This is a genomic window from Lutispora sp. QWL-02 (assembly GCF_058315355.1).
In genome coordinates, this window is sequence record NZ_CM177762.1 from 3,994,354 (window position 1) to 4,015,635 (window position 21,282).

The window sequence follows — 21,282 nt, forward strand, 5'->3', positions numbered from 1 at the left end:
AGTGAAAAAATCACTCCTTATGCCTTATAACCTCGAATTTTTCGATAGAATAATCTGCTCCATTCGGTATGCCTGCCTTGCGCAGGGCTATATCAAGCTGCTCCTCCACAGTATCTACTCCTTCCAAATCAGGAAGCAGCAACCCTGTTTTTCCCCTCCACCTGACTATTACGCCATACTTTCCTGGATCCAGCTCTTCCTTTGAAGACTTCCGGGCCTCAGTGAGCACATCCACAGAAAAATCTATCTCCTCCAATTCGGCTTCCGCTACAGGGCTGAACCTCGGATCTTGGGTTCCTGCCTCCACAGCATTCCTTATGATTTCCTCAGCGATATTTTCTGTCACGGGAAAGATGGTGCCTATACAGCCTCTCAGCTGGCCCTCCTTTTTCAAAGACACAAAAACCCCTCTTTTTGTGTTTAGCATCTCCTCTGTCACATAAGCAGGCTCATAATCAATATATTTGCCATAAAGCAAATAATTGGTGAGGCTTTCACGAGCAAGCCTTACATATGGGTCTGAATTGTTTATTTTCTCGCTGAACCTTTTTTTGCCCGACTCAAGCAGGACATTGTACATATCTGTACCGGCTTCAAGAGAAAAGCTCATGACTCCATAGCCTACTCCAAAGGTGCCTTCATAGGATAAAAGATGACCTTTGATATTATAGCCGTTCATAGCACCAAGCATTATATAATAGGAACGAAGGCCGCACTCAGCAGCTTTTTCTACAATATTGCAGTCCATATTGAATACGCCCTGGACATCCCCTTCCTCCAGCAGGGATATGATCTCCCTATCAAAGGCTTCGCCCTCCGCTGCATAGCCATATGGGCCTTCAGCACTAAGCTTATGAGACAAGTCTCCGCTTGCGATAAATACAGCCCTGGAATCGCTTTCCTCTACAGCTTTTCTTACGCACATGCCAAACTTATACAGCTGCATCTTAGGGAGCATTCCATAGGTTATATGCACCAGCTTATAGGCGGAAAGCCTTTTGTTAATAAAATATAGAGGCACCATGGCGCCATGATCCAGCTCATAATCTATCCCGTATCGCTTTGCAGAGTTTTTGGTTATCTCTGCCGTCATAATGCCTTCTTCCTCAGCCAGCCCTATTATTTTCTCAGTAAGTGATATGTCTATTTCTTCCTTAAACGCTGCTTGAGGAGCACCGAATTTCTCCAGGTTTCCCTTTATGCTGTTATCATAGGCCAAAGCCACTGCATCACTAAACACAGGTCCATGAGGAGTCACTATAATTATTGTATCTGCATTCATAGATGCTATCTCCGCTGCGGCTTTATCAAATGCATCGGAAGTAGCCTTAATCTTTCTCTCCTCGCCTCTGCCTACCTCAGGCACTATGATGGGTGGATGAGGCATAGTGTAAAAAGCAGATATGCTGCCCATAAGATCACCTCGATTTTATTTATATACGTCGCCTTTCGTATCTATCTTGAGTATTTTTATTTGTCTCTCATCTTCTATTAAATAAATTATTCTATATTTGCCCACTCTCAATCTAAATAATGGCGGCAAATTGTTGCCTTCAAGTCGTTTTATATCTCCTGCAGGTATGTTATCAATACTTTTTTTTATTCTCATAGCTGTTTTCTTATCGAAAACTTCTAATGCCTTCTTCGCTTGTTTAGAATATATTATATTGCTCATTATTCCATATCCTCTATCATTTTGCTTATTTCACTGTCAGAATACCATTCGTTGTTTACAAGTATTTGAGCAATTTCTTCCTCATCTTCAGACTCAAGAACCAGTATTGGCTCTTCTTCCTGTTTTATAAACTTAATAAAGCTGATAACTTTGCCGAGTTTTTCTTCTGGCAACTCCTTAACTAAATCCATAATCATTTTCTTCGGGATACTCATAATCCACCACCTCTCATTTCAGCAAAGAATCGTACCAATGCTTCTATTTTACCCTTTTCAAAATAAACTCTTCATGCCTTGTTACTTCTGTTTCTATTCTGTCAAGTTTATCAAAAGCTTTATCCAGTTACATATATTATACTATATCAAACAAACACATTTATGCTATTATTATATCATTATATTAATAATTGTAGTATTTTTGCGTAAGAATCCGCATCATCCTTTTGATGCCTTACAAGGGACAAAGATATCCTGCTACGATCCAGCAGGATATCTTTGTTTATTGGATTCTAAAAAATAATCAACAATATCCTCGATGGATACAAGACCCACCAGAACATTTCCCTCTACTATAGGCAATGCGATAACATCTTTGCTCCTTAATTTTTTGGCTACCTCTATAATTTCTTCATCTGCCTGAGCCTTCACCACTTCTTTTGTCATCACCCATTCTACAGGACAGCTTTTATAATGCCCCGGCTCCATTAGGAAGCGATGGATATCCGCCTTTACTATTATTCCCAGAAGATTATTATTTTCATTGACAATAGGAGTTCCATGGATTTTTTCCCTGTTCATTATTTCTAAAACCTTGTCAACAGTATCACTAGGCTTTACAGCTATTACAGGTGTTCTCATTATTTCTCTTATCTTCATTGAAATAACTTCTCCTTTCCAATAAACCTATTATGCAGCTTATAGAGATATCATAATCTTATATCTACATTTTGTCCTAAATGCGGATTCACCGACAATTCCATTGCTTTCACAGTCTGCTCCAGCATTTGATTTAAATCTGCAGCTTGCACCTTGGCCTGCTCCATTGTCATTTTCAGCACTGAAATACTGGCCTGCTGCTTTATGGCCGAATGATTCATTGCTGACGCTAATGCAGCTATGTCCATATGATCACACTCCTTTTACTAAATAAAGTCTCTTCTATTATCCATTTGAAGGCCTGTCTCATGCAGATATATTATGAAACGACATAAGGTGCAAATATTCTCTTGATTTCTTCTCTCCAATTCTTAAATGATGTAAGAATATTTTCTGATATTTGCTTTTCCAAATCTACCTCTTTGCCCTGTTCATAACTGCTTACCGCCTTATTCATACTTTCTCTCAAAGATGCTGCTAAAATGTCTATATCATTTTCCGGCAGTCCATCCTTCATGGGATATATGGCATCTTCAATACTAGCTATGGCTTCCATTACGTCTTTTAAGACGATGAAAGCTTCTTCATAGCGCAGCTCTTCCAATTGGTTTTGTATATAGACAAGCCCTTCTTCTGTTGTTTCCAGCAGTTGTAAAGACTTTTCTATTACTTCATGGTATTTTCCCATATTGTCCTCCTTTGAACTCATCTTTAACTATAAAAATCTTATATTGTCATTAAATACTTGCCATATTCAGTCTTTGCCAAAGGCTCTGCTAATGATTGCAATTGTTCTTTTGAAATAAATCCATTGCGATAAGCAATTTCTTCAATACATGCAACATAAAGCCCTTGCCTTTTTTGGACTGTTTGAACAAAATTGCTAGCTTCTAATAGTGCATCATGGGTACCGGTATCCAGCCATGCAAACCCTCTACCTAAAAGTTTAACCCTTAAGCTTTTATTATCCAGATATTCTCTGTTTAAATCTGTTATCTCTAGTTCGCCTCTGGCTGACGGTTTTAGATTTTTGGCAATCTCCACTACATATTTATCATAAAAGTATAGTCCTGGAACTGCATAGTTTGATTTAGGTATTTTAGGCTTTTCTTCTATAGACAGTACATTCCATTGATCGTCAAACTCAACTACTCCATATGCTCCAGGATTATTTACATAATACCCAAAGATATATGCTCCTTCCTTTAAGTTAGAAGCCTCATGCAGCATGGCAGAAAAACCATATCCATAGAAAACGTTATCTCCCAAAATCAAAGCAACCGCTTCATTGTTAATAAATCTCTCCCCTATTATGAAGGCTTCTGCAATACCATTGGGTTTAGCCTGCACCGCATAGGAAAAACACATGCCCAGTTGATTTCCATCACCTAAAAGTTCTTTGTACATTGGCAAATCTCTGGGCGTGGATATAATAAGCACTTCTCTGATTCCGGCCAGCATCAATACAGATAGTGGATAGTAGATCATGGGTTTATCATATATTGGCACAATCTGTTTGCTAATAGATTTTGTAATGGGGTACAAACGTGTCCCGCTCCCTCCGGCTAATATAATTCCCTTCAAAACTACTACCCTCTTTCTCTGTCAATGTACATTTTTTTATAATAATCTTCATAAGCTCCGGAAGTGATTTCTTCAAGCCATTTGCTATTATCTAAATACCATTTTACAGTCTTTATGATTCCCTCATCAAAAGATGTTTTGGCACTCCATCCAAGTTCATTCTTTGTCTTAGTCGGATCAATAGCGTATCTTCTATCATGACCCTTTCTATCCTTCACATATTTAATCTGGTTTTCGCTTATATCTTCTTTCCGTGCATCATCTATTAGTAAGTTTTTTAGTATCCTGATAATCGTCTTTACAATATCAATGTTTGTTTTTTCATTTTCTCCGCCTATGTTATAGACTTGTCCAGCTCTTCCTCTATTTACTACTAGATCTATAGCGCAGCAATGATCGTCTACATATATCCAATCTCTGATATTTTTGCCATCTCCATAAATAGGTAGATCCTTACCATTTAGGCAATTATTAATTATCAAAGGAATCAATTTTTCGGGAAACTGATATGGCCCGTAATTATTTGAACATCTCGTTATATTCACAGGCATTTTATAAGTATCATGATAGGATTTTACCAGTAAATCTGCAGAAGTTTTACTAGCAGAATAAGGGCTCCTTGGATCAAGAGGAGTTATTTCGCTGAAGTATCCTGTCTCTCCTAAAGAACCATATACCTCATCGGTAGAAACCTGGATAAATTTTTTACCCTCTTCCCATTGGTCTCCCTTCATCCAGGATCTTTTTGCTGCTTCCAATAACACGAAGGTCCCCTCAACATTTGTCTTTATAAATTCCATAGGATTTTCTATGCTTCTATCCACATGAGATTCTGCCGCAAAATTTATTACATAGTCAATGGAATATTTATTAAATATTAACTGCACTAATTCTGCATCTGTAATATCACCTTTAATAAAGATGTAATTTTTACTCTCTTCAACATCTTCTAAATTATTTAGGTTCCCTGCATATGTAAGCTTGTCCAGATTTATAATAAAGATATCTTCATATTTCTCAATCATATAGTGAATGAAATTAGATCCAATAAAACCTGCTCCCCCAGTAACCAGATAAGTTTTCAAATTGATTACCCCCTATATATTGCTAAAAATCATAGCCAAAGGCAGTTTCTCTAAACGATTGATAATTCTTGTCCTTTTCCGAAAACAGTAATTTCTCAACTCTATCCAGAGGCCATTCAATATTAAAAGAAGAATCATCCCAGGGATAACCGCCTTCATCTTCCGGATGATAAAAGTCCGTACATTTATATGTAAACTCAGCCTCATCCGACAACACTAAAAAACCATGGGCAAATCCTTCAGGTATATACATTTGCTTTCTATTTTCTTCACTTATAATACACCCATACCACTGCTTAAAAGTTGGGGAGTTTTTTCTCAAATCAACAGCAACATCAAATACTTCTCCTTTAAGGATTCGAACTAACTTTCCTTGGGGATGCCTCTTTTGAAAATGCAATCCCCGCAGCACACCTTTTTTTGATTTTGATTGATTATCTTGCACAAATTTCAGGTTTAATCCCGCTTCTTTAAAAGCTTTTTCACTGTAAGTCTCCATAAAATAGCCTCTTGAATCGTTAAAAATCTTTTGCTCTATAATATAAAGACCTTTGATATTTGTTCCTGTAAATGAAAAATTGCTCACTTCTTCATCTCCTAAAGCTGCAGTTTGTTTTTTACAAAATCATAAAGGGCCTCTTCCCAATACCTCATGCCGTCTCCTATTGTACTTCTTAACATCATATTGTCTAAACAGGAATAAGAAGGTCGTTTAGCTTTTCTTGTAAACTGCTCTGAAGTAACCGGTTCAACAATACAATCAATTCCAGCATACTCAATTATCTTGCAGGCAAAGTCATACCAGCTGGTAATACCATTCCCTGTACAATGATAAATGCCATATTCATCGGTAAATACTAACTTTAGTATGTGTCTTGCTAAATCTTCTGCATTGGTTGGATTACCAATCTGATCATTAACGACTTGCAATTTACCTTTATCTCTTGCCAGTCTTATAATTGTTTTAACAAAATTATTTCCATTTTCTCCATAAAGCCAAGAAGTTCTTATTATGAAATATTTGCTGCAAAAATCTCGTACATAATTTTCACCGAATAGCTTTGTTTTGCCATATACATTTATAGGATTTGGTGTATCGTATTCTCTGTAGGGCATTTTTTTACCATTTGCAGTAATCCCTTCTCCATCAAACACATAATCTGTTGAAATATGAATAAGCTTGGCTCCGACGGATTCAGCGGCGGTCGCTAGATTTCTTGGGCCTAACGCATTGACCTGAAAAGCTTTTCCGTAATCTTCTTCAGCTTTATCTACATTGGTATAAGCTGCACAATTGATTATGATGTTTGGCTTAATATCTTGTATGAAGCTTAATACAGAAGATCTATCTGAGATATTTAATTCTTTAGAACTTCTTTTTAGCAAAAAAATATTAGCTTTGGCTAAAGATTCAAAGTCAACAATATTGTCTTCTAAATTTTTTATGATCTCTGAACCTAATTGTCCCTTATAGCCTACTATCAAGAGCTTTCTCACCATTACCACCTATTATCCTATTTATTTAAACGAATTAATCGTGTCAATAACATATTCAATCTCACTATCTTTCATTCCATACCATATGGGTAAGCTAAGAACTTCTTTTGATATTTCTTCTGCAATCGGAAAGTCGCCAAACTTAAGATTTAAGTCCTGATAAGCCTGCTGCAAATGCATTGGTATCGGATAGTGAATCAATGTGTCTATCCCTTTATTTTTCAAATATTCCTGTAAATTGTCTCTTTTCTTTGTCCTTATAACGAATAAATGCCATACATGCTTTGCATAAACAGCTTCTATCGGTTTTATGATTTGGGGATTATTAATACCTTCAATGTATTTTCTCGCGATTCTTACCCTATCCTCATTCCATCTGTCCAGGTTTTTCAACTTTATTCTCAAAAAAGCTGCCTGAATTTCATCAAGTCTTGAATTTATACCTTTATATATATGATGGTATTTTTTATCAGATCCATAGTTTGCTATTGCTCTTAGCTTATCAGCTAATTCTTTATCATTTGTGACTACTGCACCTGCATCTCCTAAAGCCCCTAAATTTTTTCCCGGATAAAAGCTGAAACCGGACGCATCCCCTAAACTCCCTGCTTTTCTACTTTTATACAAAGCTCCGTGAGATTGGGCCGAATCCTCTACAACTTTTAAATTATACTTCTTTGCAATCTTATTTATTTTATCCATATCGGCTGCTTGTCCATACAGGTGAACTGCTATTATTGCTCTTGTTTTATCCGTAATTGCATTTTCAATCAAATCCGGATCAATATTATATGTTTGGGGCTTCGGCTCAACAAAGACAGGTTTTGCTCCTGTATAAGATACTGCAAGTGCAGTAGCAATATATGTATTAGATGGCACTACTACTTCATCCCCAGCACCTATACCATAACCCCGCAAAATCAGATAGAGCGCATCAAGCCCATTGCCGCAACCTATACAATACTTTGAATCGCAAAACGCTGCAAATTCTTCTTCAAATTTTTTTACTTCTTCTCCTTGAATAAACCAATTCTTTTTATACACTTCTTTAAACTTATTTAATAGCTCATCTTCAATTTCTTTATGCATGGGTTCAAAGCTTGCAAATGGAATGTTCATATGACTCACTTCTCCTAAAATCTTTTTTTAGCTTCTTCTAAATAATAATCATAATTTCTAATATAGTCATCCTCGTCATAATACTCTGAAGCAAGAACCAACAATACGCTACCTTCAGTAAAATCAAACATCTCACGCCATATATAAGGGCCTATATATAATCCTAAAGATGGCTCATTTAATTCTACTACTTCCTCACTATCAAGATTTTTAAGTCTTATTTTTACAGACCCATTAAGACAAATAAGAACCTGATGAAGTTTTCTATGAGAATGGAATCCTCTTGTTACTCCTTGCTCTACTTTGCTGATATAATATACTCTCTTTATTTCAAAAGGTATATCTACTTTTCCTTCAATTGGAGTCAGATGTCCATATTTATCTCTAACTTCCTTAAATTTTACTAATGCACAGTTTAACATAGCTAATCACCTTCTTGTAAATTTAAATTATTAAACCATGTTTCATAATCAGATTCTTCCCATGGCATACCCCTCTTAAAAGTATATCTCCAAGGATAGACTGGCTCTCCTGTTGTCTTATTTTTAATTTCTCTAATTGAACAAATTTCATTTGCAGGATTTCCAAAAACTACAGTTTCATTGTGTACATCTTTAGTGACAATGGAGCCTGCTCCTACTAAAACATCTCTACCAATATTTTTGCCTGGTAATATAATGCTCCCAGCAGAAATTACAGCATATGGCTCAATCTGAACTCCTCTTAATGTATTAGAAGGCGGAGTCGGATCATTTGTTAAAATGACATGAGGAAATATCCATACAAAATCACTTATTCTACTCATTTCTCCAATGAATACATTACTATGTATATTAACATAATTTCCTATATCACAGTGATGTTGTATATCTGATAATGTTCCAATTCTAACATCATTCCTAATGATAGAATTCTCTCTTATAGTTACTTTGTGTCCACTTTGAAAATTATTACCTATCACAGTATCTCCATAAATTACATTTTCAGACCTAACTAAAGCATTTTCTCCTATAACTAATGGGTGAATTTTATTATCTTTGTTCTTATAAAAATCCATTAAATATTCTCCAAGTATACACCTTGCGCCTATAAAACTGCCTTTTTTAATATGAACATTTTCTCTTATTATACACCCATAGTCTATATATACATTATCTTCTATTATTACTTTGTCGCCAATTATAACCCCTTCTTTTATAGTTACATCTTGTCCTATTTGAGCTGTTGGATGGATCATTTATTCAAATCCTCCCTCTTAATTCTTTACTTGCTTTCCACTTTATAGTAACATCTTGAAATTATATATTAAAAATGCAAAAAGCCATTATTAATTCTATTAGCTATTCAGAATCTAACATATATTGCATATATTATTTTGAAAGTCTTTCTATAAAAATAATTATATCATCCCAATTTCCATAATGTATTTCATAATTCTTTACTATTTCCATGTAATGACTGTTTGCTATATTCCTAAATAGAAATATATTTGTTTTTATTTTTGATCCGCAAATGTCTCTAACTTTGTAAAAAGAATCATCTACAAATAATACTGGTCTTAGATTCTCTATTACATTCATTTTAGTTTCTTGATTCGTATTAAAAATCTGTGAAATATTTATATTATGGCTTTTTAAATACTTGTTAACATATTCAATTTCATTATTCATTCTGGATGTAACAATTACTATTTTAAAATTATGCTTTATTAGATAATCTAAAGACCTAATAACTCCTTTTTCTAGCGGAACTTCTTTAAGCCTAGTGCAATTAACTTCAAAAGATACCTCTTTGTATATTTCAAGAGGTATTCCATATTTTTCTATACAGTATTCCCTTTCTGTATGATGTGCAGGGATATTATAACCTCTTTTAGTAAACTCTTGTGATTTCATATTATGAGGGTTAGTAATTACACCATCAAAGTCTAGTGCAATCGTTGAACTAATGCTATCCATTTAATTACTCCTATAAATAATATATAATAATATCATAGTACATCTCTTACTTTATTACAGAACTCACAGTTTATAATATCATTTTGCCTAATCTGCCCATTTCCACTATCATATATTAAAATATGTGGCCTTTCTCCATCAGAAAGCTTATCATAAAAAACATTTTCTGCTAGCTTCTTTGTGCTGAGATATGTTTCATACTCGCTTGCTTCCGATAAAAGATCATCTTTTGATATTTTCCTTTTTTGCAGCCGTTTAATTATCTTTTCTTCATCATTGCAAACACAATTAATAATCGTTATGTGAGCATCCACGTTTTTTGCAAATTCATAAACTTGTTGTCTTTGCCATTTAAAATTATATGTCGCATCTAGAATCACATTATCAAAGGTTTCTAATATTTTACCCGCTTTATTTAGAACTTCGTTATATACTATTTTAGATACTGCAATAAATCTTTCATCGTCTAATTCAAACTTGTACTTTAGAGATTCCTGCTGATTCGGATAAAGCCCTAATTCTTTACGTATAAAGGCCGTATGCAATATTTGCACATTTTCTAGCTTATTAAAGATTTTAATTGCTGTTGTACTTTTTCCGCTTGCAGTAAAACCATTCATCATTATAATATGCTTGGACATTCCTACACCTCGACTTTATCATCCTCAGATGGTATCCTAATTGCAAAATGGATAATATCTTTACACTCCGATTCATTATAGCCATGTCTGTCTCCAGGCTCCAATAGCACTCCATCCCAAGGATTCATATCATAAAGCTTTCCATTGACTTTGATTTTGCCTCCTTCTGGGAAAAAGATTAACTCGGTTGACTTTGCATGATAGTGCTCTGCAAACTCTCCTTTTGGAACATCACAATGATAAAGAACCATAGAGGAACTAAATGAATCAATATTCATTTCCAGTAATTTGGTAACTTTTCTGCCATCTTTACGTATTGAACAATGCGCAACATCTTTTCTAATAATTTTCAACTTAATCCCTCCTTAGTAATTGATATTTCAAATATTCCAAACTATCATCCAAACATCTTATTTTGAATCCTATCATTGTGTCCAAAAGCTTTATATCCTTAGGTCTTGCCGGAAAACTCATCTTATCTAACTCTTTATCAGGTATTATTAAGGATTCATTAAAGCCAAATATCCTTGAAATTCTTAAACCCCACTCATATCTTGTGACAGGTTCTTGGCTTGATACATGAAATGTTCCTATTAAATCATCTTCAATAATTTTTTCTATCGCACTTGAAACATCATCAATTAACGTCGGATATTTGATACGCCCGTCATCTAAAACTATTTCCTTCTCGTTTTTTAGCCCATCGATTACTTGCATAGTAACAGTATTCTTATCGAATCTATCATTGAATCCGTGCAATATTCCAATTCTAACAATTGCATAATTAATTCCCTGGTTTTCTATTAATATTTCACTCATTAGTTTAGTATAACCATATATTTGCAAAGGTCCTGTTTCACTTTTTTCCCTATAAGGTCCATTTTCTCCATCAAACACATAATCTGTTGATAAATATATAAGCTTTGCATTTTTATCTCTACACCATTTTGCTATTGTGTTAGTAGAATTAGTATTTACAATTTTCGCCATATATGGTTGTTTCTCGCATTGGTTTAAGTCTGTTATAGCAGCAGTATGAACAATTACATCAGGATTATAATTATTTAAAAGTTCCAGTATGCTTTTAGAATCGCTTAGGTCTAACTTAACTAAATCTTTTATTTTGTAACGATTGTATGTACCTTTAATTTCATATCTCTCAGAAAGTTTATTATAAATATTTTTGCCTAAAAATCCATTTGCCCCGGTTATAAGAATTTTCATTTATTAAAAATCCTCCCAGCATTTTCTAAATCATTCTTGGTATTAATATTAATTACGTTTCCTTGAATGTACGGAACTCTTTCAGCAACATCGTTTATAAGAAAAAGACATCTTAACTCAATCACTTTGCATATATCATTTAAAATTACAGCCAGAATATCCTTTTTATACTTTGACTCCTCTATTAAATCCTTAATAATAAGAACATGGTTTTTTCCTAATTTCATCATCCCTAAATATACGTATTCGGATTGAATGCTTTCAGAAATTTCTTGAAGTATTATTTGTCCAGATTTATTTTTTTCATATTTAACTTTACTTCCGGATCTACTGTGCTGCTCGCCAACTAAAAGTACGCTTCCTTCTTGTTGTGCTAACCCTTTAGCTATGTGCTCGTCATAGACAAGATCTCCATCAATTATTAATAAATCATCTGATTGTTTCATTTCTTCTAAAGCAATTTTCAAACTCTCTGTGCTATGTGTCTCCATTGAATTCTTATTAACTATTATTTCCGCTGAGTATTTATGGGCAATTTTTAAGGCTTGTCCCTCAGTATCTCTTGTCCATACTCCTCCATTTCCAATGATAACAACACTTTTTATGATCGAATCAATACCTTTTGTGCATTTTAGACTTCTTTCTAATAAAGGCTCATTATTAACCTCCAGTAAGCATTTAGGGATGCTTGTTCTCAGTCTACTACCTTGCCCTGCAGCCAAGATGAATGCATTCATATATTAAACTAGCCCCCCTCCCATGTCCATAGAATTCATCATCATATTATAGTCTTCTACAGAGTTAACATTATAAAAAGTAATTTCTTCTTTCCAATTTTCTATTTGAAAATTGTCATAAAATTGATTAATCAGTTTTACAGCAGTTAAGTACATTGCAATCGCTCTCCTATCATCTCCATTTCCTTTTATATGAAAAGGCATAACACTGCTAAAATGACTTACTTCGGCAAATAGAGTTTTCATATGCCAATATGGATCATTCTTGATATACTCATATCTAGTCAAAAGCTTTTCCATTCTTTTGGATATCTCATCATACGTCAACACTGCTGACTTATTTGTTAATTCTAAATTAGCCTCTAAGATATCTGTATCTTCTCTCCATTTCAAATCAACCACAAACTGATCTGTATGCAAAAAATCGTACTTTCCATTAAAAGAGTGCCATAATTTGCCCATATCATAATAAATATCTGACCCTTCTATTTCTCCTCTTGGATCTGCTAATAAAAATTCTTGATTATTACCCGGCTCTATAAGTATGTTTTGAAAATGCAAATCTCCATGAACCATTGATAGAGCTTCTGGCGTAAGAGCGTCTATCAGTGAAGGTCTCTTTGTTATTTTTAAGAAAAGTTCCGGAATATTCCTATACTTTGTCCCATTCAAAACAATATAATCAGATTTTATCATTCTAGCTATAGTTGAGGACTTTTGACATGCCTCTATCAGCCTTTGGTTAACTCGAGCTATGTGCTTTATGTAAACCCAATTTTTAGGTGCTTTACCCATTCTTCTTGAGTATATTTTCTTAAACATCCAATCCAGTAATCTTTCCAAAAAATTAACAGTATTTTTAGCGTCAAACTCTCCCAGCATAATTAGTTCCCTTAAATTTTTACCGCTATAATATGGCATTTCAAACCACGTTACTTCATTAGATATCTTATAATTCAATACTTCCGGGAAATATGTTTTCAGCTCAGCAGGCAAATCTAATAACCATTTTATCTCATTAGATAGCTTCTCCTTGCCCTCATTTCTTGCTTCTTTTTTCACGATTAGTTTACATCTTAGGTTTGCATAAGAACCCCCAACAAGTTTATTATTCTGTTCCTTGGTTGCGTTTCCGTAAACTAAATCCAAATAATCTAAAGCAATAAAATTATTATCTTTTAAAATATCCTTAATGCCATCAACCATATCATAGTTTGTCTCTTTATATAAAGCTAATTTGAGATCTTCAAGAGTCCTATTTGATATTTTGGCAATACCGGAATATATTGCCCAAGGAAACATACCTCCTTCAATATCCTTTCCAACCCCCACTACCCGATTATCTCGACATAATACTTTGCTCCCGCTTTCTTGGGGGTTTAGCATATTACGAGTTAATAATATATTATCATTTCTACTATTTAATAATTTTTCGATAATAATACTTTCAAACACAAGGTCACCATCAATAATCAATACTTCTTGATCCTCAATTGCATTAAGGGCTATTAACAAGCTATATTTGTTGCCTTGCTTTAAATTCTCTTCATTCACTAAAATATTAGTATTTAAGTTATGTACTTTTTCTGAAATATTATCTTTGCTCCATGATCCCTTAGAGCCAATTACTATTATAATTTCAGAATCAGAGAATCCATAAAAATTAAGTATGCGTATCTGTCTTTCTAGTATAGTTAAATTTCTATTTATTGGGAGGAAACATTTTGGCACATCTTCTCCTTTTATATTAAATGTTTTTCCATCAGCCGCTAAAATAATAGCTTTCATATATACACCCCTTGTATAATAAAGGTAGCGTAAAGTTTACACTCCTATTTTTTATAATTAATGTACAATATTTATTTGAGTATCTTTAAAATCTATTTACAATTCCAGTAGTTTTACTGGCTAATGACTATTCCAAATTTCTTTACATATTTCAATATAAATATTCTCTGATGCCGATTTATTGTTCGGGGGAATCAGAAAATTATTATAAAATTCTCGTCTGCTTTCTTTTTTAGGATCCTCTCCATTACATACTAATTCAATAAATTCAACTATTTGCGTTTCATTATATGCATGGTAATGTTGCTCAAGTGCAAGTTTTCCAAAATCATTAAATCTATTTTTTACGTTATCGTCTGCAAACGTATACAAAGAAGGTTTGCCACAATACAAATATTCAGCAACAAAAGAAGCGCTATCTAAAATCATTGCGTCAGATGAATTAAATAAATCAATATACTGATCAAGCTCAATCTGAGTATTATTTAAATGCTCCCATTGCTTGTAATAGTTGTCCGTGCGTTCCTTGCCCCAATCACTATGATTATATAGTTTAACCTTTAGAAGCGGATGAGGTTTAAATGCAATCTGAATCTTAGTGCTATATTTCTGCGCTATATCAATCATAGTTTGATAATACCTCATGAAATTTGAAAAATTAAGATTGAGATTTTCTCTATCATCAATTGTATGATGCGGCGCCCATATGATTCGTTTTAAGTTTTCATCAGGGTTTTTCCAAATATCATGACATGTTCTAGCCCCATATACAAGATCATCGACTCCCGGATATCCCATGACAATTACATTGCGTCCCTTATTTTTTGCTGTTTCTATTGCCATTTTTTTATGCATATTTGTCTGATAAAAAGCCCTCCATAGAATATTATGAAAAAAAAGATTATACATAACTTCATGTATTTTCCCTATATAAAAGCCATATTGTGTATAACAAGTTAGTGTATCTTTAAAATTTGTAATATAATACTTATCCATTATTAATCCTTCATAAGGATTAGTATAAAAAATAATATCTGGAGCAATTTCATGCTTCACATCTAGATAAGTATCATCCTCTTCACTATATGTTTTAATCACATTATATCCTTTATTTTTGAAGAGTTTATATGACTTTTCCATTTCTTCAAGCATATTTCCTTTACCGTAATTAACTGCTGGGCATATTACCACAACAGGATCAAACCTTGGATCCTCCTCCATAAGTTGATATATTTTATCATATTTCCAAACTGACGAATGAATTGCAAAAAAGGCTACCTTAATAATTTCTTTCTTTCTCACTCTTTCAAGTGCTTCTTTATGGAGTAGTGGTTGTATTTCAATCTCTATATCTTCGTATGTGGTCTCTACTATCAATTGAGAAACACTTTCCGGAAAAATTAACTGTTCTTTATTTCCATTACAAATTTCTTTTCTTTGAAATAAAGCAAGAGATAAATCTTCATTACTTAATAAATTTTCAACATTATGATTCAAATATATATTATGAACTTTATTCTCTACTCCTTTATATATTTCATTTAAATAGTCACACCATTTGTAAATGTGATCCTTCTCAATTTGTATGGATAACTCTTTTCCTTTTTTTTCTCTGTAGTTTTTATTTGATATTAACTTGCTTATATAATTAACAAAACCCTCCATATTATTAAAATCCATATCATCAATATTATATGATATGTCATTAAAGGAAAGCGTTCTATTGTTATAGTTCTGTAATGCTGCAACGGGCAATTCATTTAATCCGCCATCTAATGCCGAAGTTACGGAACCAAACATATAAGAGTCTATATATATATCTGCTATGGCATAATATTTTTCTATATCTTGCTGTATACCTATAGGAAGAATTCTACCTTTTGTTTCTTTATTCGCTTTCCCCCATAATTCCATATTATCGGGCCCAATGACAATAGCCACAGCATCATTGTGTCTATCAAGAACTCTTTTTAATATATCTATATAATGAATTTGGCCGAATGTTTTAAACTTATAAGCTGACGCTATAGTTAATAAAACTACGGCATTTTGTTTAATAGCCAATTTATTCCTAATCCTATTTTTATACTCAAGTTTTATGTCTGGCGACTCAAGAGGTAAAGGTAGAAGTGAAGTTCTACATATATTTCTTCTTATTTTTGATAATTCTCTTCCGGATTCTCTAAAGTTTACTAAGTTGTCAATTATGCTTGTCCCTATCCAAAAAACATGATCACCATGATTCATAAATAAAACCGGTGGTCCTCCTTCTACGCCAAACGCCATAATAGGAATAGGGTCAAACATATGTACATGAAGAACAACGATATCTGCCCATTCATAGGCTATTTCCCTTAAAACGGAAGATCTGTCTATAAAATTAGCAAGCTGCTGTAATGAATAAGCCCATCCCCCACTTTCTTTAGCTGCATTTGTTAACCACATCGGAGTTGTATCAATTTGCCAGGTAGTTATGATAGAATGAATAGAATCAGAATCTTTTTCTATCCAATTCTTAACTAATCTGGTGTGCCCGCCAGTAGAATACCCCTCACTCAAGACATGCAGGACCTTTCTTCTCTTGCTATTAATTGGGGGTATATCTAGCTTATAATTGCTTTGTGGCACATGTCCTGCGCATTCTATCAATATTTTTTCCAGCTCTGGTGATGTATAAAAACCCGGATGGTTTTCTGAAGCATATCTTGCTCCTTCAAAACACCATTTTGATGCTTCCTCATAATTTCTATTATGTAAACTGTTTTTTGCATTATTAACATACCTCAAAAATTCATTTTTATTATTGTTTACAATCTCCAACGCTGAAATTTTATCAAAATCAAATAAATCGCTAGTTTCTTCTGAATGAAGATTAAATTTATTAATTATATAATCATCAATAGGCTTTACATATTCTTTATCATTAGTTTTAGTAACATAATAATTTCTCCATACTATAGCAGCTTCGTTCAGAATATTATTTTCTTTTTCTATATCATATATAAAAGTTTCAATAATATCTTTAGGATATTCTTCCATAAATATATTGCAATAACCTTCGAACTCAACTCCGGTATTAGAGCCACTAGCCTCATGAATCACCCAGGTTTCTTCCTGTTTTGGAATGACTACCTCATAACCAGCTTTCATAAACTCAAGACTTTGCGATATATCATAAAAAGACCATCCATCGAAAATATCTTCTCTCCAAGGAATGTCATACTGCGTTACCATAATGAATCCGTCTACTGCCTGAACTTTTTCATATTCGCTTACAACTTCATTATATGCTAATAACTTTATTACTCCAGTCTGGGTACTATAAGCCTGCCCATATTTTTGACTGCATTCATTACAGGTCCCATTGGCAGGAATAACCTTAGTGCCTGTTAGCCCTATTATTCCTATATTTCTATTGCTTGTTAGGATATCTAGCATGATATTTATGAAGGACCGATTTCGTATATAAACATCTTGATGCATATATACCTTATACTTTGCATCTGAAGCTCCCATCGCCTTGTTATATCCTGCTGTCATAGAATTAGCATTTTCTATTGAAATACATTCTATTTCATACCCTTTTGGCACTTCTAGCTGATCAATGTAATAAAGAGCTTCATTGTAAAGCTGTTGATCATTGACACAGCTTATAAAGCAAATCTTATTCTCCTTCATCATATTGCCTCCTCTATTTGCTGTTTAAGCTGCTGTAGTTCAAAATCACCATCAATATTAGTTAAAAATTCTAAAGCAAGTTTATTCTCTTTGATTTGATGAAGCACATAAGCAATGTTATAGATAGTATCACTATTTTTGTTATTCATTTTAAATGCCTCTTCCAAAAACATTAAGCTTTTGTCAATAATATTAAATTGATAGTATACAATACCAACTATATTAAGCAGATTTGCTTTATCAATTCCATGCTTTACAATAATCGATTTTAAATCTTCTGCTTCTATATTACCGCCACTAATCATATTTCTAAGTTTTTCTAAATTGTTCTCAAAATCTATATTGTTATCTAATCTTCTGATAAGCTTTTCAATGGTTTTGTTGTCGTGAGCATTACCATCTATTAAGCTATAATTAATTTTATCTAAATCTTCTTTCTTGTAAAAAGTTAGTTTTATGTTTTTTATAGGTTCTTTTATACAGTCTTTTTTCATACAAAAAATTTGCTGACCATTGACTTGAATTAATTCAAATTTATAGTTCCCTATCTCATCTAATAACTTCTCCATTAATTTATTGCTTAGCGTTACTTTATCTTTATAAAGGCAAATATACACTTTCCCCTCATCATTCAAGTACTTTTTTGTGTATCTTAAAATTTCTAAAATGCTTGTTTCATTGTCTTGAAGTTCAGTGATTATTATATAATCAAAAGCACTCTTCTTGAAAGTCTTTATTTCCTCCAGTTTACCTGCTTCAATATGGGCAAAATGATTTGTATTTACTATTACTTCTTCTATAGCCTCTATTCCATATAGCTCGGCAGATGGAATTGCATTTTTTATATCAAGCAGTGTCCCGCCACCGGCACATCCAATATGTAATACGCTGATATCATGTTTGTTGTTTTCTTTAATAATCAATTCTGTTATTTCTTTTTTTATCTCTATAATATAATAAGGATCAAACCCCCATTTCTCTGCGAATTTTCTTTTGTTATTTATTAGTAATTCGCTGTATTCCTTAGATACTTTTCCAAAGGATGCGCTTCCAAAATGGTGAATAAAGCTATCTTTACATAGCATCAGCCTATACCCTGCTTGTCTTATTCTAAATGAATAATCGTCATCTTCAAAATTCCCCGGTGTAAATATTTCATCTAATAAACCTACTTTTTTAACTACTTCATTTTTGATCAACATGCAAAAACCAACAAGCCTCAATCTTTCTTCCCATAGAGACTCATTGTTGATATTATTAATTTCTGCAAAGTTAATCATCTCATCCAAATTAGTATAGTTAACATATATAGTCTGATAATTTGAACAAGAATTTGTAATTGATCCTGCTGCCCCTATATCATCACTACTATATAAGCATTTTTTTAAATTAGTCAGCCAGTTCGGTGTAACTACTACATCATTGTTAAGCAGCAAAATATCATTATTATTCTTTGCTGCTTTAATACCTTGGTTACAGCCCTTGGGAAATCCCAGATTATCATCATTAAGAATTAATTTTAAGTCTTTTTGCTCTTTAACCCATTCTGCGGTTCCATCAGTAGAATTATTATCAACTACTATAATTTCATATGAATCTTTTGGCGTGTATTTTCTAATGCTTTCTATACATAGCTTATTATATTGAAGATTATTATAAGTCAATATGATAATGCTGGTTTTAGGTATCGCATACTTTAATATCTCCTCCTTGCTCTCCTTAATCCCCAGTTCTTGCAATATCTCATATATCTCATCTTCATCGCTCTCTTTTTTGGCATTTTGCAGCGCTTTCTTATAGTATGATATTGCCAATTCATTGAGGCCATTCAATTGATGTAAATAAGCAAGATTATATAATAAATCGAAGCTTGTCCCATCTATATCAAGTCCTTCTTTCAGCACCTTTTCCGCTTCGTCCATATCGCCTTCCATTGTAGCTATGACCCCTTTGATGGAATAGATATCTATATCATCCTTGACTATCTTTTCATACTCTTCAATAGCTTCTTTCGCTTCTTTTAACATGCCGCTTTCAACCAGGGTTTTTATATTTTCTTTTACTCCGCTTTTATATTTATCAAAATCCGTATTATCTAATTGATTTGTTTTATGGTCAGATATTTTTTTTTCTAGCTGGTTTAGTTCCTCTATTCTATTTCCCTCTTTTAATAAATGCTTTAATTCATTCAAGCCCTGTTTATTTACATTATTCTTATCGAAAACAGCTTCCTTATATTTTTCTATTGCTGCTTCTTTCATCTCCTGAAATAGCAATACCTTAGCCCATTCAAGTTTTGGCAAAAAGCTTCCTGCTCCGTATTTTGAAGTGCCTTTCTCATATTCTCCTGTTTCTATAGCTTTTTTAAAATTCTTTATTGCTAAAGGATATTTCTTTATATTGGCATAAGCTATGCCACAATAATAATATATATCAGGTATTTTCCCTATATATGGGTCATTAGCTACGGTCTTTATAAATTGAATTGCCATTTTATTTTGCTTTTCAATAACCATACATTGTATAAGCCTGATTACCAAATCATCGTGGAAAGCCATCCTTGTTTTATTAGTCAGTGTATGGGATTTTATAAAATCATCGATTGCAGTGTCATAGTTTTCCTGACACATTTCCATAACGCCTTTGTTGTACCAGTGAAAAGGTATATTCGGCTCTTCTTCTATCTGAGCCTTTATGATATCCATATTTCTTTCTTGTTTCCCTTTTCCCTTAAAGACAGCTCCTGTATAACCGTAGTGATAGATTTTACAAATATCTCCGTCCACTATATCGGGAACAAGAATCTTCCCATCTATAAGAATCTGTTCATGAATAGCCCCCTTATAACTTGGGTTATCATTTCTGTAAAGCCTTGTCATTGTAGAAGATATAGTAATGTTATCCCTGTCCATGATATTATAAATAGGGATTATATATGCCTTATCCTCCCGGCTATTTAAAAATCCCTCTAACCTTTTCCTATCACAAAAAAGTCTTTCATCCGCATCTAATACCAGTATCCAATCTCCGTCAGCATATTCTAAGAATTTATTCCTTGCTTTGCTGAAGTCATCTTCCCAGATATATTCTATTATCTTTACCCTGGAATCCCGGGCATATTTTTCTCCTAAAAGCTCCTTTGTTTTATCGGTAGAGCCAGTATCAACAATTATTGCCTCATCCGCCACCTCAAGGGCTCTATCCAAACAATTTAATATATTTTTTTCTTCATTTTTTACTATCATGCAAAGGCTTATTTTCAAGCATATCCCACCTTATACTTCCAATTCTATATATTTCATTATATACCACCATATTATTAATATCGACATTTTTCTTGATTCGCTTAAGACATATACCTCAATATACTTGAATTAAAATAAAAACATTCGGAAGGATCCTTCCGAATGTTTTTATTTTA

At 33.3% G+C, this 21,282-nt stretch carries 21 protein-coding genes; all 21 read right to left on the reverse strand.

What is annotated here, in order from left to right; genetic code table 11:
- Window positions 1–10 precede the first annotated feature (10 nt).
- Window positions 11–1,414 carry an AmmeMemoRadiSam system protein A gene (amrA, locus tag AC4HCY_RS19040; RefSeq protein WP_491094897.1) on the reverse strand — a complete coding sequence of 468 codons (1,404 nt, stop codon included), beginning with the start codon at window positions 1,412–1,414 and terminating at the stop codon, window positions 11–13.
- Between the two features lie 15 nt (window positions 1,415–1,429).
- The gene (locus AC4HCY_RS19045; protein ID WP_491094898.1) at window positions 1,430–1,675 is read right to left on the reverse strand and encodes a type II toxin-antitoxin system RelE family toxin; all 246 of its coding nucleotides are present in this window, start codon (window positions 1,673–1,675) and stop codon (window positions 1,430–1,432) included.
- Window positions 1,675–1,890 carry a hypothetical protein gene (locus AC4HCY_RS19050; RefSeq protein WP_323433317.1) on the reverse strand — a complete coding sequence of 72 codons (216 nt, stop codon included), beginning with the start codon at window positions 1,888–1,890 and terminating at the stop codon, window positions 1,675–1,677. The genes AC4HCY_RS19045 and AC4HCY_RS19050 overlap by 1 nt, the downstream gene beginning before the upstream one ends.
- A 258-nt stretch (window positions 1,891–2,148) precedes the next feature.
- Entirely contained in the window at window positions 2,149–2,550 is a 402-nt protein-coding gene (locus AC4HCY_RS19055) for a CBS domain-containing protein (protein WP_323433316.1), read from the reverse strand.
- Between the two features lie 50 nt (window positions 2,551–2,600).
- Window positions 2,601–2,798 carry a YjfB family protein gene (locus AC4HCY_RS19060; RefSeq protein WP_491094899.1) on the reverse strand — a complete coding sequence of 66 codons (198 nt, stop codon included), beginning with the start codon at window positions 2,796–2,798 and terminating at the stop codon, window positions 2,601–2,603.
- Window positions 2,799–2,869: 71 nt separating this feature from the next.
- The gene (locus AC4HCY_RS19065) at window positions 2,870–3,238 is read right to left on the reverse strand and encodes a DUF8042 domain-containing protein (protein ID WP_491094900.1); all 369 of its coding nucleotides are present in this window, start codon (window positions 3,236–3,238) and stop codon (window positions 2,870–2,872) included.
- 38 nt (window positions 3,239–3,276) lie between these two features.
- The gene (gene rfbA, locus AC4HCY_RS19070; protein WP_491094901.1) at window positions 3,277–4,134 is read right to left on the reverse strand and encodes a glucose-1-phosphate thymidylyltransferase RfbA; all 858 of its coding nucleotides are present in this window, start codon (window positions 4,132–4,134) and stop codon (window positions 3,277–3,279) included.
- Between the two features lie 5 nt (window positions 4,135–4,139).
- A complete protein-coding gene (gene rfbB, locus AC4HCY_RS19075) occupies window positions 4,140–5,219 on the reverse strand; it encodes a dTDP-glucose 4,6-dehydratase (RefSeq protein ID WP_491094902.1) in 1,080 nt (359 codons plus the stop codon).
- A gap of 22 nt (window positions 5,220–5,241) precedes the next feature.
- Window positions 5,242–5,805: a dTDP-4-dehydrorhamnose 3,5-epimerase gene (gene rfbC / locus AC4HCY_RS19080; protein WP_491094903.1), complete on the reverse strand. Its 564-nt coding sequence runs from the start codon at window positions 5,803–5,805 to the stop codon at window positions 5,242–5,244.
- Window positions 5,806–5,816: 11 nt separating this feature from the next.
- Window positions 5,817–6,719, reverse strand: coding sequence for a dTDP-4-dehydrorhamnose reductase (gene rfbD, locus AC4HCY_RS19085; protein WP_491094904.1), 903 nt, complete (start codon window positions 6,717–6,719; stop codon window positions 5,817–5,819).
- Window positions 6,720–6,737: 18 nt separating this feature from the next.
- Window positions 6,738–7,835: a DegT/DnrJ/EryC1/StrS family aminotransferase gene (locus AC4HCY_RS19090; RefSeq protein WP_491094905.1), complete on the reverse strand. Its 1,098-nt coding sequence runs from the start codon at window positions 7,833–7,835 to the stop codon at window positions 6,738–6,740.
- 14 nt (window positions 7,836–7,849) lie between these two features.
- Window positions 7,850–8,257, reverse strand: coding sequence for a sugar 3,4-ketoisomerase (locus AC4HCY_RS19095; protein WP_491094906.1), 408 nt, complete (start codon window positions 8,255–8,257; stop codon window positions 7,850–7,852).
- Between the two features lie 2 nt (window positions 8,258–8,259).
- On the reverse strand, window positions 8,260–9,072 hold the full coding sequence (locus tag AC4HCY_RS19100; protein ID WP_491094907.1) for an N-acetyltransferase: 813 nt from the start codon (window positions 9,070–9,072) through the stop codon (window positions 8,260–8,262).
- 133 nt (window positions 9,073–9,205) lie between these two features.
- Window positions 9,206–9,793 (reverse strand): hypothetical protein, encoded by a 588-nt coding sequence (locus AC4HCY_RS19105; protein WP_491094908.1) that lies wholly within the window; start codon window positions 9,791–9,793, stop codon window positions 9,206–9,208.
- A gap of 32 nt (window positions 9,794–9,825) precedes the next feature.
- Entirely contained in the window at window positions 9,826–10,434 is a 609-nt protein-coding gene (locus AC4HCY_RS19110; RefSeq protein WP_491094909.1) for a P-loop nucleotide/nucleoside kinase family protein, read from the reverse strand.
- Between the two features lie 2 nt (window positions 10,435–10,436).
- Window positions 10,437–10,787, reverse strand: coding sequence for a cupin domain-containing protein (locus AC4HCY_RS19115; protein ID WP_491094910.1), 351 nt, complete (start codon window positions 10,785–10,787; stop codon window positions 10,437–10,439).
- Window position 10,788: 1 nt separating this feature from the next.
- A complete protein-coding gene (locus AC4HCY_RS19120; protein WP_491094911.1) occupies window positions 10,789–11,658 on the reverse strand; it encodes an SDR family oxidoreductase in 870 nt (289 codons plus the stop codon).
- Window positions 11,655–12,395, reverse strand: coding sequence for an NTP transferase domain-containing protein (locus AC4HCY_RS19125; RefSeq protein WP_491094912.1), 741 nt, complete (start codon window positions 12,393–12,395; stop codon window positions 11,655–11,657). The genes AC4HCY_RS19120 and AC4HCY_RS19125 overlap by 4 nt, the downstream gene beginning before the upstream one ends.
- Before the next feature lie 3 nt (window positions 12,396–12,398).
- Window positions 12,399–14,183, reverse strand: coding sequence for a DUF6564 domain-containing protein (locus AC4HCY_RS19130; RefSeq protein WP_491094913.1), 1,785 nt, complete (start codon window positions 14,181–14,183; stop codon window positions 12,399–12,401).
- A gap of 120 nt (window positions 14,184–14,303) precedes the next feature.
- Window positions 14,304–17,864, reverse strand: coding sequence for a glycosyltransferase (locus AC4HCY_RS19135; RefSeq protein WP_491094914.1), 3,561 nt, complete (start codon window positions 17,862–17,864; stop codon window positions 14,304–14,306).
- Window positions 17,861–21,124 (reverse strand): glycosyltransferase, encoded by a 3,264-nt coding sequence (locus AC4HCY_RS19140; protein WP_491094915.1) that lies wholly within the window; start codon window positions 21,122–21,124, stop codon window positions 17,861–17,863. The genes AC4HCY_RS19135 and AC4HCY_RS19140 overlap by 4 nt, the downstream gene beginning before the upstream one ends.
- Window positions 21,125–21,282: the final 158 nt, after the last annotated feature.